Raw genomic sequence first — 14,186 nt, 5'->3', positions numbered from 1 at the left:
TCCCGACGACTTCTTACGATCATGGAGGCCGCCTCGGGGCCGGAGCCATGCGGCTCGCCCGCGACATGAGGCGGTATCGGACGATCTGACGCGACGTGAGGCAGGCATATTCGTGAGGTATCAACACGCTTCGTACGGCGGGCCGGAGGCTGTCCTGTGAGCCGGGCGGTGCTGGTGACGGGTGCCTCGCGGGGCATCGGACGGGCCGTCGCGGAGAGGTTCGCCGCGCACGGCGACCGGGTCGCGCTGCACTACGCCTCCCGCCGGGAGGCGGCGGAGGAGGCCATCGCCGCGCTGGAGGGGAGCGGACACGTTCTGATCCAGGGCGATGTGGGCACCCCGGACGGCGCGGCGGCCGTCGTCGAGGCGGCCGTGACCGGTCTGGGCGGGGTGGACGTGCTGGTCAACAATGCCGCCACGAATGTGGCGCACCCCTTGGACGGGACGTCGTTCGAGGACTGGCACCACGCCTGGCGGCAGATCGTGGACGTCAACCTGCTGGGCGCGGCTCATGTGAGCTACGGGGCGGCCCGGAACATGATCGAGCGCGCGGTCGAGGGCCGGATCATCCACATCGGGTCGCGCGGTGCCTACCGTGGCGAGCCGGATCACCCGGCCTACGGTGCGACCAAGGCGGCGCTGCACGCCATGGGGCAGTCGCTGGCGGTCCATCTCGCGCCGCACGGCATCGCGGTCGCGTCGGTCGCCCCCGGGTTCGTCGCGACGGAGCGGGTGGCGGATCGCCTCACGGACGGGGTCCGGCAGCAGAGCCCGTTCGGGCGGGTCGCCTCCCCCGAGGACGTGGCAGCCGCCGTGCACTATCTCGCCTCGCCCGAGGCGGTCTGGTCCTCCGGGGCGGTCCTCGATGTCAACGGGGCGTCCCACCTGAGGTGACGGTGGCCTGGGCGCACGGCGCGCAGCGCGCGGGGGCGCAAGGGAAAGGGGAAGCCCCGGCCGAACGGGGGAATTCGGCCGGGGCGGCTCTGAGGGGTGCGGGTGCTGACGCGGGGGCCTCGCTGGAGGCCCGGCGGGCGGTCGTTCCGAGGAGGATACGGCGCGGCCCGTAGGTACCGGTGGAACGGCACCCGCTTCCAATTGAACGATAAACCATCGGGTCGCGTTCCGGCGAAGCGGGTGACCACCCTCACGCAGGGGCGGGTCGGCGGGAGAACCCGCGGGCCCCGCGGCGGCTGCGTCACCCCTCCCGGGGTGCCCGTCCCGCGCCCGCTGTCAGGCCTGGGCCGGTGAGCTGACCTGGCGGAAGAGGGTCTCGACGTGGGTCTGGGCCAGGAGGCTGCGCAGCCGCTGGTCGGTGACGACGAGGGTGACGCTGCCGCCGGTCGTCAGCAGCCTGCGGGCGGTCGTGACCAGCGGGTCAAGGCCGGTGGTGTCCATGAAGGTCACGTTGCGCAGGTCGACCAGGATCCGGTCCCGGGTGGCGGCGGCCGCGGTGAGCAGTGCCGAGACGCGCGGGGCGGTGAGGACGTCCTGCTCCCCCTCCAGCGTGACGATGGCCTGGCCGTCGTGGTTCACGGTGGTGGAGGTCAAGGGAGGTGTCCTTCCGTACTGATCCGGGCTCTGCGGGAAGTGGTGCCGTTGGATCGCCAGCCTAGAGCGGCTGAACGGACAGAAGGAAGTAAATCAGGCCAAAAGAGACATAGGTGACATTCGCGCTGGGGTGGGTGGGGTGGGGGAGCGCGCCCGGCCGGCCGACGCGTCGCCGGCTCCCCGACTCGCTGCCCGCGCGCCTCAGGCCCCCGCCCGGTGGCCCTTCGCCTCCACCGCCGTGATCGCGGCCTTGGTGACGTCCGCGACGAGCTCGACGACATCGGGCCCGTACGCCTGGGAGTTGACCACCTTCAGCAGCAGGCAGAACTGGCCGTCGGCACCGTGCTTGCGCGCCAGCCGGGCACGGTTGCGCACGAGGTGGCGGACCGCGGCCCGGTGGGTGACCGGGCGCTGTCCGGCCGCCAGGAACACCGGCCGGTCCCCCTCGCCCGCCCTCAGCCGCGCCAGCAGGACGTATTCGACCGCGCCGGGCTCCATCCGGTACGTCGTGCCGCCGATGGTGAAGGTGCCGCGTTCCGCGCCGGACTCCTCGCCCGGCTGCACCGCGACGCCCGGCAGCAGATTCGCGATATGGGCCGCCAGCCGGCGGTGCGCCGTCGGATCCCCGACGCAGAACTCGGTGCGCGCGCCGAAGCCCTGCAGCCCGGTGTCGTGCGGGGCGACCTCCGGGTGCGCACCGCAGTTCTCGATGACCGCGGCCAGGCCGAGCAGCGCCAGCGCGTCGTGCCGGGGGATGCTCCAGTGGGCCGAGGTGCTGTCCCGGTGGGTGACCAGCACGCACTCCGAGCCGGCCGGCAGTCCGAAGAAGCTCTGCTCGCGGGTCAGCTTCCGGCGGGCCGCCGCCGCTTGCGCGGCCCAGCCGGCCGCGAGGCCCACGATGAGGGCCACGCCGGCCGCGGTCAGGAGCAGCAGGGTGTCGTCCATGGCGGGGGAGCGTAGCGGCTGTACGGGTGTGTGTTCGAGGGTGGGGCGGTGCGCTGGGCTGCCTTGTCCCGATCCGTACAGGCATATCCGTACGCGCATACAGGACGGGTGGCGCCATGCCCTCTGTCGTCGCGCGGTTCCCGCGAGTAGGCTCCGGCCCCCTGCCGCCCCCGCGTGCGCTCCTTGGAGGACATTCCGGTATGTCGAAAGCCCGTCGTCTCACCGTCCTCGGAGCCGCCGCCGCGCTGGCGGGCTCCCTGGTGGCGGTCCCGGCCAGTGCCCGGTCCGTGTCCCCGCACCCGGGCCCCTCGGCCAAGGACCGCCCCACCACCGCCACACCGGCGAAGACCCCGGTCGCCGTCGGCCACGGCGGAGCGGTGTCCAGCGTCGACCCGGACGCCTCCGCCGCCGGCATCGAGGTGCTCAAGAAGGGCGGCAACGCCGTGGACGCGGCGGTCGCCACCGCGGCTGCCCTGGGCGTCACCGAGCCCTACTCCGCGGGCATCGGCGGCGGTGGCTACTTCGTCCACTACGACGCGAGATCGCGGAGCGTACGGACCCTCGACGGGCGGGAGACCGCGCCGCGCTCGGCGGGCAAGGACCTCTTCCTGGAGAACGGCAAGCCCATACCGTTCAACGACGCCGTCACCAGCGGTCTGGGCGTCGGCACGCCCGGCACCCCCGCCACCTGGGACACCGCCTTGGACAAGTGGGGCAGCCGCTCCCTCGGGCAGGTGCTGCGGCCCGCGCAGAAACTGGCCCGGCAGGGCTTCACGGTCGATGAGACCTTCCGCCGGCAGACCGCGGACAACGAGGACCGCTTCCGCGACTTCCCGGCCAGCGTCGGCCTCTTCCTCCCCGGCGGCAAGCTGCCGGTGGTCGGCTCGACCCTCAAGAATCCCGACCTTGCCCGCACCTACGGGCAGTTGGCGCACCAGGGCGTCGAAGCGCTCTACGACGGAGAACTCGGCAAGGACGTCGTACGGACCGTCCGGAAGCCTCCAGTGCGGGACGGCGCCGAGCGCACGGTACGGCCCGGCGACCTGACCGCGAACGACCTGCGGACCTACGAGGCACTCAGCCAGGCGCCGACCCGCACCGCCTACCGCGGCCTGGACGTATACGGCATCGCGCCGTCCTCCTCGGGCGGCACCAGCGTCGCCGAGGCGCTCAACATCCTGGAGAGGAGCGACGTTTCACGGCTGAGCGAGAAGCGGTACCTGCACCGGTACATCGAGGCCGGCCGGATCGCCTTCGCCGACCGCGGCCGCTGGGTCGGCGACCCGGCGCACGAGGACGTGCCGACCAAGGGCCTCACCGCGCAGCGGTTCGCCGACTCGCGGGAGTGCCTTATCGACGACGACAAGGCGCTGACCAGCCCGCTCGCGCCCGGCGACCCGCGCCACCCCGAGCGTTGCGGCAGCGTGGGCAAGGCGGCCCCGACGACGTACGAGGGGGAGAACACCACTCATCTGACCGTCGCCGACAAGTGGGGCAACGTCGTCGCCTACACCCTGACCATCGAGCAGACCGGCGGCAGCGGCATCGTCGTACCGGGCCGTGGCTTCCTGCTCAACAACGAGCTCACGGACTTCTCCTTCGCGCCGGCGAGCCCCGCCGTGCACGACCCGAATCTGCCCGGCCCCGGCAAGCGGCCCCGCTCGTCGATCTCGCCGACGATCGTGCTGCGCGACGGCCGGCCGGTGGTGGCCCTCGGCTCACCGGGCGGCGCGACCATCATCACGACGGTGCTGCAGACCCTCCTCAACCACCTGGACCGCGGAATGCCGCTGGTCGACGCCATCGCCGCGCCGCGCGCCAGCCAGCGCAACGCCGCGACCACCGAACTCGAACCCGGCCTGTGGAACAGCAAGCTGCGCGGCCAACTCGAAGCGCTCGGGCACGCGTTCAAGCAGAACCCGGAGATCGGCGCGGCGACCGGGGTGCAGCGGCTGCCGGACGGCCGCTGGCTCGCGGCGGCCGAGAAGGTACGCCGCGGCGGCGGATCGGCCATGGTGGTCCGCGGGTCGTAGCCGGACGGCAGTTGCCGCGCACCGTGTGCGGCGTCCGTGTGTCGTCGATGTACCCGCCGCGCGGCGTCATTGCTGGCCCCCACCCCGGCGACTAGCCTCCTGGGACCGTTCGTTCGAACAGGGACGGTCCCAGGGAGGGCACGCACCGTGAGCGTTGACGACAGCCGTGAAAGCAAGGCCGGAGCAGCGTCGGCGGGTTCACCGCGCGAGGCGGCAGGGAAGTACGAGGGCCTCGCCGAGCAGGCGCGGGCACTGGCCGACGGACGGGTGAGCTCGACCGCGCTGGTCCTGCGGTCACTGGACCGCATCGAGGCAACCCAGGGCAGCGTCAACGCCTTCCGGCGGGTACGGGCCGAGGCGGCGATGGCGGAGGCCGAGGAGGCCGACCGCCGGCTCGCGGCCGGTGAGCGGCTGCCGCTGCTCGGCGTGCCGGTCGCGGTCAAGGACGACACCGATGTGGCGGGTGAGCCGACCGCGTTCGGCTGCGCCGGGGAGTTCCCGCCGAAGCGGCGGGACGCCGAGGTGGTCCGGCGGCTGCGGGCCGCCGGGGCGGTCATCGTCGGCAAGACCAACGCCTGCGAGCTGGGCCAGTGGCCGTTCACCGAGGGCCCGGCCTTCGGTGAGACGCGCAACCCGTGGAACCTCGGCCACACGCCCGGAGGTTCGTCCGGTGGCTCGGCAGCCGCGGTCGCCGCGGGGCTGGTGCCCGCCGCGCTGGGCACCGACGGGGCGGGCTCGGTCCGTATCCCCGCCGCCTGGTCCCATCTGGTCGGCATCAAGCCGCAGCGTGGCCGCATCTCCACCTGGCCGGACGCGGAGGCGTTCCAAGGCATCACCGGCATCGGCCCGCTGGCCCGCACGGTCGAGGACGCGGCCCTGCTGCTGGACGTGGCGAGCGGTAACCACGACGGCGATCTGCACCGGCCGCCCGAGGTCGCGGCCCGCGAGGCCGCCGGCCGGGACCCGGGGCGGCTGCGCATCGCGCTGTCCTGGAAGCCGGCCTTCACCGGAACACCCAAACCGCTGCACCCCGACGTCCGGGCGGCGGTCACCGCGCTGGCCCGCAACCTGGCCCGGCTCGGCCACTTCGTCGAGGAGGCCGAACCGGACTACGGCCTGGTGGGGCTGGCGTTCGTCCCGCGCGCCACGGTGGGCGTGGGGGAGTGGGCGGCCCGGGTCCCCGACCGGTCCCTGCTGGACCGCCGCACCCGCGGGGCGGCGCGGCTGGGGCGGCTGCTCGGCGGGCCCGTGCTGCGCCGGGCACGGGCCGTGGAGGAGCGTCAACAGCAGCGCATCGGCGCCCTGTTCGGGCCGTACGACGTGCTGCTGACCCCGACCACCGCCACGCCGCCGCCGCGCATCGGCACGCTCGCCAAGCTCAGCGGCTGGCGCACGGATCAGGCCATGATCGCGGCTTGCCCGTACGCCTGGCCATGGAACGTTCTCGGCTGGCCGGGCGTGAGCGTGCCCGCCGGGTTCAGCGCGGACGGACTGCCGCTGGGGGCCCAACTGCTCGGTCCGGCCGACGGCGAGCCGCAGCTGATCTCCCTGGCCGCGCAGCTCCAGGACGACCTGCGCTGGCACGAGCGCCGTCCGGCGGTGCACCCGGCGCGGGCCGCCACCTGAGCGATCCGAACAGCGGTCTTCGGTTGCTCAGCCCTCTCAGGTGCCTCAGCGGTCGCCGTCGAGGAAGGTGAGGATCGCGTCCGTCGTGTCGGTCTCGCCCAGCCGGGGGAAGATCTTCTCCAGGGTGTGGCGGTGTGCGTCCGCGTCCAGGTCGGTGACCGCGTCCGTGGCGATGGTGACGTGGTAGCCGTGCTCGTGGGCGGCACGGGCGCTGGACTCCACGCCGATGCTGGTGGCGATGCCGGCGAACACCACCTGCGTCACGCCGCGGCGGCGCAGCTCCAGGTCGAGGTTGGTGCCGTGGAAGGCGCCCCACTGCTGCTTGGTGACCAGGATGTCCTCGGGCCGACGGTCGAGTGCGTCGACCAGCTCGGCCCAGTCGGCAGGCGGCGTGCCGCCGCGTGCCGCGGTCTCCGTGCGGCCCGGAGCGCCGCCCGTGACGTTCACCAGGACGACGGGCAGCCCGTGCGCGCGGAAGGCGGCGGCCAGCCGCGCGCCGCGCGCGATGACCTCGTCGGCGGGGTGGACGGTGGGCAGTGCGGCGATGCCCTTCTGCAGGTCGATCAGGACCAGCGCGGACGTGGCATCGAGCGTGGTGGCGGGCATGACGGCTCCTCGTGGGGTGGTGGGGCGGTGTGCGCAACGGTCCGCGACGGTCAGCCGCAGGCCGGGGCCGGTGGCTCCGCGGGGTGCGGGCGACGAGGGCCGGTCAGTCCTGTGTCAGCCGGCGCATCAGCTCGGTCGCCGTGGCCAGGGTGCGGCGTTCCTCGGGGGTCAGCCGCTCGGCGATGGCCACGGTCAGCCAGTCGTGCTTGGCCCGCCGCAGGGCGGCGAGCGTCCCGCGGCCCTCCTCGGTGAGCGAGAAGACGACCTGGCGCCCGTCGGTCGGATGCGGGCTACGGGTGAGAACCCCGCGCTCCTCCAGCGCGGCGAGGGTCACCCGCATCGACTGCGGGCGGACCAGCTCCGCACGGGCCAGCGCCGCGGTGGTGGCCGGCCCCCGGGTGTCGATCCGGGACAGGACCGAGCGCTGGGTGGGCGTGAACTCGCCCTGGGGGGACGCCGCGCGAAGGTGCCGCATCAGCTGCGCCACGGTGGCGCCCAGGTCGGCGGCAAGTCCTTCCGGCTCTCTTTCCGGCATGACGCCAGCCTAGAAGTTCGACAGAGAAACTTGCAAGTTTGGCTGTGGTGTGCGGCGGAGGAAAACTCCCTGTAGCACGACGGTCACCCTCCCGGAAACATCGCTGGTGTCGAATGCGGGCGGGATGGCGGAGTCCGGTCGCAGGGGAGAGGTGCAGGTATGTCGGAGACACAACTCCGCCACCCGGTAGCGGAGTTCGCACATTTCCTGACCGACCTCGTGCACCGGCTCGACCCGACGGCCGGGTGGTACGGGGTCTTCGTGCACCGCGACCCCGAGGGTCTGCGCGCATGCCTGGAGGGGCGCGACGTGCCCCCGTGGGACGTGGTGGAGTCGATGCTGCACGACCTCGCGGGGCTGCTCGGCGACCAGCCCCTGCACGCCGTGGGGCCGAGGGCCCGGCAACTGCACGCACGGGCGGTCGCGGATCACGACGCCGGGCCGGGCGGTCGGCACGCGCTGTGCGAGCGTCTGGAGGTCATGCGGCGCGAACACCAGCAGGCGGCGCTCCGCGCCCGCGAACTCCAGGGCGCGGTGTGGGCGGCGACGGGTGCGCCGGAAGCGGAGCGGCTGGCCGAGGAGCTGGCCTGGGCCGAGGACGACTACACCCGCGCGGGCGTGCGCGTGCGTGAGCTGGGTGCCCGGCTGGAGGCGCTCGGCGGAGCCGAGGCGGCGGCGATGGCCGGCGCGGCCGTAGCGGCGGAGCCCCCGGCGCCACCGCGGACGGCGGGGCAGGTCGCGGCCGCGGAACCCGTGGTGGAGGCTGTCGCGGGCGCCGTCGTGGAGGCCGTACCGCAGCAGGCGCCGGAGCGGGGCGCGCGGACCAAGGCGAAGGCGAAGGGGAAGAAGCCCAAGAGCAAGGGTGCCGGACGGCCTCGTGGCGCGCGCTTCGCGGGGCTGGAGCCGGCGGAGGAGGGCGTTGGGGCCGAGGACTCCGCGCCGCTGCTCCCGGAGATCGGACCATCCGCCACGCCGGCCACGGCGCCGGACGGTCGGCCGCCCACGGAGGACGACCGGCAGGGCCTGCCCGCTGCGGGCCTGTCCCCGCGCGGAGCCCGGTTCGCCGGCGCGTACGACGAAGTCCCACCGGCCGAGGACGCCGCTCCCATCGCCGTCGATGCCGGGGCGCACCGGGCCGCCGCCGACGCCGTGGCGCGGCTCGCGCAGCTGCGCGCGGCCGGCGACGGCGGTCTCGCGCACGCCGAACTCTGCGCCGCGGCCAACCGCCCGGCACCCGAACTCCCCCTCCTCATCGGCGCGTTGGATCAGGCCGGGCTCGGCTCCGACGTGCCCACCCTGCTCTGGGAAGTGGCCTGCCTGCCGCCCGACGGGCTCGCCGCCGCCGCCGACGCGCTGGCCGGCGCGGGCCGCACGCAGGACAGCGCGACACTGCTCCGGCAAGGCGTGGCCCGCCCCGTCGTCGAGGTGGGCCGGGTCGCGCTGGAACTGCTGGAGCGGGGCCGCACGGCACAGGCCCGCGAACTGCTCGCCGCCCTCGTCCGGGCCCGTACGCCCGAGGAGTCCGCCGCCCTGGCCGCGCTCGCCCCCGACACGCTGGGTCCCCTGCTCCTGGACGCGGCCACCGATGTCTCCCCGCACCGGCACAGCGATATCGCGCACGCGCTGCGCGCCGCGGGCCACGACGCCACCGTCTGACCGCGCCACCGCGGACGCGCCGCAGCGAGAGATGGTCTTGCCACCGTGCGTGACGGGGCTTACGGTCACCTCCACACGCGTAGACCCGCGTGGCCTGCAGGCTGACGCACCGACAAAGGAGCAGCTCATGGCCGATGTTGTGCGTGCCGCACTGGTCCAGGCGACCTGGACCGGCGACACCGAATCGATGATCGCGAAGCACGAGGAGTACGCCCGGGCGGCGGCCGCGCAGGGCGCGAAGGTGATCGGCTTCCAAGAGGTCTTCAACGCTCCGTACTTCTGCCAGGTACAGGATCCGGAGCACTACCGCTGGGCCGAGCCGGTGCCGGACGGGCCGACCGTACGCAGGATGCAGGACCTCGCCCGGGAGACCGGCATGGTGATCGTGGTCCCGGTCTTCGAGGTCGAGCAATCCGGTTTCTACTACAACACCGCGGCTGTCATCGACGCCGACGGCTCCTTCCTCGGGGCGTACCGCAAACACCACATCCCGCAGGTCAAGGGCTTCTGGGAGAAGTTCTACTTCAAGCCGGGGAACGCCGGCTGGCCGGTCTTCGACACCGCCGTCGGCAAGGTCGGCGTCTACATCTGCTACGACCGCCATTTCCCGGAAGGCTGGCGGCAGTTGGGCCTCAACGGCGCCCAGCTCGTCTACAACCCCTCCGCCACCTCCCGCGGCCTGTCCGCCTATCTGTGGCAGCTGGAGCAGCCCGCCGCCGCGGTCGCCAACGAATACTTCATCGCGGCGATCAACCGGGTCGGTGTGGAGGAGTACGGCGACAACGACTTCTACGGGACCAGCTACTTCGTCGACCCGCGTGGCCAGTTCGTCGGCGAGGTGGCCAGCGACTCCAAGGAGGAGCTGATCGTCCGCGACCTCGACTTCGCGCTGATCGACGAGGTGCGCCAACAATGGGCGTTCTACCGCGATCGCCGCCCCGACGCGTACGAGGGGCTGGTGCAGCCGTGACGCACGACTCCCCGAGCCTGCACAGCCGGCACCGCGCCGTGCTGCCCTCCTGGCTCAGCCTCTACTACGAGCGGCCCCTGGAGATCACCCACGGCGAGGGCCGCTACGTCTGGGACGCCGAGGGCAACCGCTACCTCGACTTCTTCGGCGGCATCCTCACCACCATGACGGCGCACGGACTGCCCGAGGTGGCCAAGGCGGTCAGCGAACAGGCCGGCCGCATCATCCACACCTCGACGCTCTACCTCTCGCGCCCCATGGTGGATCTGGCGGAGCGGATCGTCGCGCTCTCCGGCATCCCCGACGCCCGCGTCTTCTTCACCACCTCCGGCACGGAGGCCAACGACGCGGCACTGCTGCTGGCCACCACGCACCGCCGTTCCAACCAGATCCTGGCGATGCGCAACAGCTACCACGGCAGGTCGTTCTCCTCCATCGGCGTCACCGGCAACGCCAGTTGGTCCCCGACCAGCCTCTCGCCGCTGCAGACGCTCTACGTCCACGGCGGGGTGCGCAGCCGTGGCCCGTACGCGCACCTGGGCGACGGCGAGTACATCGCGGCCTGCGTCGCGGACCTGGAGGACATGCTCCAGCAGACCGCGGGCGGCGTGGCCGCGCTGATCGCCGAACCGATCCAGGGGGTCGGCGGGTTCACCGCGCCGCCGGACGGCCTCTACGCGGCGTTCCGCGAGGTCCTCGCCCGGCACGGCATCCTCTGGATCAGCGACGAGGTGCAGACCGGCTGGGGCCGCACCGGCGAGCACTTCTGGGGCTGGCAGGCGCACGCCGAGAACGGCCCGCCCGACCTGCTGACCTTCGCCAAGGGCATCGGCAACGGCATGTCCATCGGCGGTGTGGTGGCCCGCGCCGAGGTGATGGACGCGCTCAGCGCGAACTCCATCTCGACGTTCGGCGGCAGCCCGGTCACCATGGCCGCCGGTCTCGCCAACCTCAACTACCTCCTGGAACACGACCTGCAGGGCAACGCCCGGCGCGTCGGCGGCCTGCTCATCGAAAGGCTGCGGGCCATCACGGCCCGGCTCGATGTCGTACGGGAGGTGCGCGGCCGCGGTTTGATGATCGGCATCGAGCTGGTCCGGCCGGGCACCGACGAGCGCTCGCCCGAGGCGGCGAGCCTGGTGCTTGAGGCCGCCAGGGAACGCGGCCTGCTCATCGGCAAGGGCGGTCAGGGCGGCGCGTCGCTGCGGATCGCGCCCCCGATGTCGCTGACCGTCGCCGAGGCGGAGGAGGGCGCGGACCTGCTGGCCGAGGCGTTGCAGGAGGCGCAGGTGAAGACGGCCGCGTCGTAGCGGCGCGGGCGTGACCGCGGCCGGGGCGAGGGCGTCGCGCCGGCCGCGGGAGCGACGTGCGGCGTGTGCGGGGAGGGTGGGCGCGGGCGCGGCGGGCGGAACAGGCGCCACGACCGCCACGACCGTCGACGAACGGCCCCGCGGATCCGCCGGCGGCCTTACGCCGGTGTGCCCGCTTCCCGCACCGTGTCCGCCACCAGGGTGAAGAACCGGGTGTGGGCGCGCCGGCTGCACGGGGCCTCGGGGTTCCACGGCAGCACCCGGGCCCTGGCCTCGATCGCCCGCCAGTGGGCGTCGGTCCGCAGCCGCTCGGGGCGGGCGGCGTTGACCCGGACGTCCATCAGCACGATGTCGGGATCCATCGCCGCGGCCTCCGCCCAGCCGACCGTGGACCAGTTCGCGCCCGATCCGGCGGCCGGTTCCAGCAGGCCGACGCCTTGCTCGGTCAGCGCCCGCAGATCCGGCCAGGCCCCGGGCCTGGCCAGGTGCACCCGGTCCGGGCCGGCGGGTGACAGTGCCACCACCCGGGGCCGCACCGGGCCGCCGCATACCTGCCGCAGGCCGTCCTCCGCCGCATCCAACTCCCGTGCCACCGACATCGGTTCGCCCTGCCCCAGAGATCCGGCGAGTGCGGCGAACCGCTCGCGCACCTCCGCGAGTCCGCGCCCCGGGCCCACCGCGACGCAGGCCACCGGGACATGCGCCTCCAGCTCCAGCGCGGTCTTCTGCTCCAGCCCGTAGACCTGTTCGCCGTCGTAGGTGACGGCCACCACGAGGTCGGGCTCCGTCTCCAGCAGCGTGTCCGGGTGCAGCGCGCCACCGGATCCGAGGTAGGCGATCTCCGCCAGCGGCAGCTCTCCGCCCTTGGCGGCGTCGGGGGCGGCGCCGTCGTGCTGGGACCCGAACAGCCCCACGGGGCGGATGCCGTGGTCCCACAGCGTCGCCCCCGCCTGTATGTACGCAACGATCCGTAACGGTCGCTCCCCGGCCACCGCCAGGCGCCCGCGGTCGTCGGAGAACTCCCACGGTGTGCTCTGCTCCATGACGTGTCGCCTTTCTGACGTCCTGTGGTCCGCGTCCCGAAGACCTCCCGGCGCCGTCGGCCGGCTCGGTCCGTGCTGCCGGCGCCGGGCCCCGTAGCGCGGCAGTGGGCCCGGTGGTGCGGCGCCACTCGCGCCCGCCGGTGCCGTCCGTCGATCCCCGCTCCCGTCGAGGGCTCGGCCGGCTTCGGCGATTACCTGCCCAGTGCGACGCCCCCGCACCCCTCCGCGGACGGCCCGGGGGCGCCCGGCCGGGCCGCCCCGCCCCGCACGCGGTTCAACCGTCCAGCCGATCATCCGGGCAACACGAACGTCTCCGCTGATTAGCGGTCACGGTATTGCCACCGTGGGTGACATGCTTCTACGGTCTCCTTCTCGACCGGAATCTACGGGTGTAGACCGGTCGTGGCGCGGCGTCAGCGGAGCAGGCATGCCGAGGGGATGGTGCGCGTCGAGCTTCGCCTCCCGGTGCCGCCGATGTTGTTCGTGTGGAAGGGAGCAGGGATTGTGAGCCGTACGGTCATCAGCGGTGGTCTGGTCATCACCGCCGCCGACGAAATCCACGCCGACGTCCTGGTGGAGGACGGCCGGATCGCCGCCCTCGCGGCCGAGGGCGGTCCGGCCGCCGAGAGCTGGCGGGAGTCCGCGGACCGCCACATCGACGCCACCGGCAAGTACGTCATCCCGGGCGGCGTCGACGCGCACACCCATCTGGACTTCCCGTTCGGCGGGACGTTCTCGTCCGACAACTTCGAGAGCGGCACCCGGGCCGCGGCGTGGGGCGGTACGACCACCCTCGTCGACTTCGCCGTCCAGTCCCGGGGCCAGGCGCTGCGCGCGGGCCTTGACCTCTGGCACGCCAAGTCCGACTCCCAGTGCGCCATCGACTACGGCTTCCACATGATCCTCTCCGACGTGAACGAGCACTCGCTCAAGGAGATGGACCTGCTCGTCGCCGAGGGCGTCACGTCCTTCAAGCTGTTCACCGCCTACCCCGGCGTCTTCTACAGCGACGACGGTCAGATTCTGCGTGCGATGCAACGCGCCGCGGACAACGGTGGGTTGGTGATGATGCACGCCGAGAACGGCATCGCCATCGACGTACTCGTCGAGCAGGCGCTGGCCGAGGGCAGGACCGACCCGCGCTATCACGGCGAGGTCCGGCGCGTCCTGCTCGAAGCCGAGGCCACCCATCGCACGATCCAGCTGGCGCGGGTCGCCGGCGCGCCGCTCTACGTCGTGCACGTCTCCGCCGAGGAAGCCGTCGCGGAGATCGCCCAGGCCCGGGACAAGGGGCTGAACGTCTTCGGCGAGACCTGCCCGCAGTATCTGTTCCTGTCCACGGACAATCTCGCCGAGCCGGATTTCGAGGGCGCCAAGTACGTGTGCAGCACGCCGTTGCGCCCCCGGGAGCACCAGGCGGCGCTGTGGCAGGGGCTGCGGACGAACGACCTCCAGGTCGTCTCCACCGACCACTGCCCCTTCTGCTTCCAGGGGCAGAAGGAACTCGGCCGCGGCGACTTCTCCAAGATCCCCAACGGCATGCCCGGTGTGGAGCACCGCATGGACCTCCTCCACCAGGGCGTCGTGGAGGGACGGATCAGCCGCCGCCGCTGGATCGAGATCGCCTGCGCCACCCCGGCCCGGATGTTCGGCCTCTACCCGAAGAAGGGCACCATCGCCCCCGGCACCGACGCCGACATCGTCATCTACGACCCCGCGGCCGAACAGACCCTCTCCGTCGAGACCCACCACATGAACGTCGACTACTCGGCCTACGAGGGCAAGCAGCTCACCGGACAGGTCGAGACGGTCCTCTCGCGCGGTGAACTCGTCATCGACCGCCGGGAGTTCGCCGGGCGCGCGGGGCACGGCCAGTACATCCCGCGCGGCACCTGCCAGTACCTCATCTAAGGA

At 73.0% G+C, this 14,186-nt stretch carries 12 protein-coding genes; 7 read left to right on the top strand and 5 right to left on the bottom strand.

The window, feature by feature from the left end:
- The first annotated feature begins 156 nt into the window (after positions 1 to 156).
- Positions 157 to 894, top strand: coding sequence for an SDR family NAD(P)-dependent oxidoreductase (locus ACH4FH_RS09350; RefSeq protein WP_398555145.1), 738 nt, complete (start codon positions 157 to 159; stop codon positions 892 to 894).
- Between the two features lie 336 nt (positions 895 to 1,230).
- Here the strand turns inward: ACH4FH_RS09350 and ACH4FH_RS09345 are convergent, their stop codons facing one another.
- The gene (locus ACH4FH_RS09345) at positions 1,231 to 1,548 is read right to left on the bottom strand and encodes an STAS domain-containing protein (RefSeq protein ID WP_398555144.1); all 318 of its coding nucleotides are present in this window, start codon (positions 1,546 to 1,548) and stop codon (positions 1,231 to 1,233) included.
- Between the two features lie 201 nt (positions 1,549 to 1,749).
- Positions 1,750 to 2,493, bottom strand: coding sequence for a hypothetical protein (locus ACH4FH_RS09340; protein ID WP_398555143.1), 744 nt, complete (start codon positions 2,491 to 2,493; stop codon positions 1,750 to 1,752).
- 200 nt (positions 2,494 to 2,693) lie between these two features.
- Between ACH4FH_RS09340 and ggt the strand changes: the two genes are divergently transcribed.
- Positions 2,694 to 4,526 (top strand): gamma-glutamyltransferase, encoded by a 1,833-nt coding sequence (gene ggt / locus ACH4FH_RS09335; RefSeq protein ID WP_398555142.1) that lies wholly within the window; start codon positions 2,694 to 2,696, stop codon positions 4,524 to 4,526.
- 147 nt (positions 4,527 to 4,673) lie between these two features.
- Complete coding sequence (locus ACH4FH_RS09330) at positions 4,674 to 6,152, top strand: amidase (protein ID WP_398555141.1); 1,479 nt, start codon at positions 4,674 to 4,676, stop codon at positions 6,150 to 6,152.
- A gap of 45 nt (positions 6,153 to 6,197) precedes the next feature.
- Here ACH4FH_RS09330 and ACH4FH_RS09325 read toward each other — a convergent pair whose 3' ends face one another.
- Both ACH4FH_RS09325 and ACH4FH_RS09320 read right to left on the bottom strand, forming a co-directional pair.
- The gene (locus tag ACH4FH_RS09325) at positions 6,198 to 6,758 is read right to left on the bottom strand and encodes an isochorismatase family protein (protein ID WP_398555140.1); all 561 of its coding nucleotides are present in this window, start codon (positions 6,756 to 6,758) and stop codon (positions 6,198 to 6,200) included.
- A gap of 103 nt (positions 6,759 to 6,861) precedes the next feature.
- Complete coding sequence (locus ACH4FH_RS09320; protein ID WP_398555139.1) at positions 6,862 to 7,293, bottom strand: MarR family winged helix-turn-helix transcriptional regulator; 432 nt, start codon at positions 7,291 to 7,293, stop codon at positions 6,862 to 6,864.
- Positions 7,294 to 7,452: 159 nt separating this feature from the next.
- On the opposite strand from ACH4FH_RS09320, the gene ACH4FH_RS09315 reads away from it, so the two are divergent.
- From ACH4FH_RS09315 to ACH4FH_RS09305, 3 genes are all read left to right on the top strand, one after another.
- Positions 7,453 to 8,949 (top strand): hypothetical protein, encoded by a 1,497-nt coding sequence (locus tag ACH4FH_RS09315; RefSeq protein WP_398555138.1) that lies wholly within the window; start codon positions 7,453 to 7,455, stop codon positions 8,947 to 8,949.
- A 127-nt stretch (positions 8,950 to 9,076) separates the two neighbouring features.
- Positions 9,077 to 9,919 carry a nitrilase-related carbon-nitrogen hydrolase gene (locus tag ACH4FH_RS09310; RefSeq protein ID WP_398555137.1) on the top strand — a complete coding sequence of 281 codons (843 nt, stop codon included), beginning with the start codon at positions 9,077 to 9,079 and terminating at the stop codon, positions 9,917 to 9,919.
- Complete coding sequence (locus tag ACH4FH_RS09305; RefSeq protein ID WP_398555136.1) at positions 9,916 to 11,229, top strand: aspartate aminotransferase family protein; 1,314 nt, start codon at positions 9,916 to 9,918, stop codon at positions 11,227 to 11,229. The genes ACH4FH_RS09310 and ACH4FH_RS09305 overlap by 4 nt, the downstream gene beginning before the upstream one ends.
- Before the next feature lie 158 nt (positions 11,230 to 11,387).
- Here ACH4FH_RS09305 and ACH4FH_RS09300 read toward each other — a convergent pair whose 3' ends face one another.
- Positions 11,388 to 12,272 (bottom strand): ABC transporter substrate-binding protein, encoded by an 885-nt coding sequence (locus tag ACH4FH_RS09300; RefSeq protein WP_398555135.1) that lies wholly within the window; start codon positions 12,270 to 12,272, stop codon positions 11,388 to 11,390.
- A 474-nt stretch (positions 12,273 to 12,746) separates the two neighbouring features.
- Here ACH4FH_RS09300 and hydA point away from each other — a divergent pair, with 474 nt between their 5' ends.
- A complete protein-coding gene (hydA, locus tag ACH4FH_RS09295; RefSeq protein WP_398555134.1) occupies positions 12,747 to 14,183 on the top strand; it encodes a dihydropyrimidinase in 1,437 nt (478 codons plus the stop codon).
- The last annotated feature ends 3 nt before the right edge of the window (positions 14,184 to 14,186 follow it).

Origin of the sequence: Streptomyces sp. NPDC017993 (assembly GCF_044328065.1) — a bacterium.
Lineage (GTDB): Bacteria > Actinomycetota > Actinomycetes > Streptomycetales > Streptomycetaceae > Streptomyces.
This window is presented reverse-complemented; position numbering and strand designations above follow the sequence as displayed.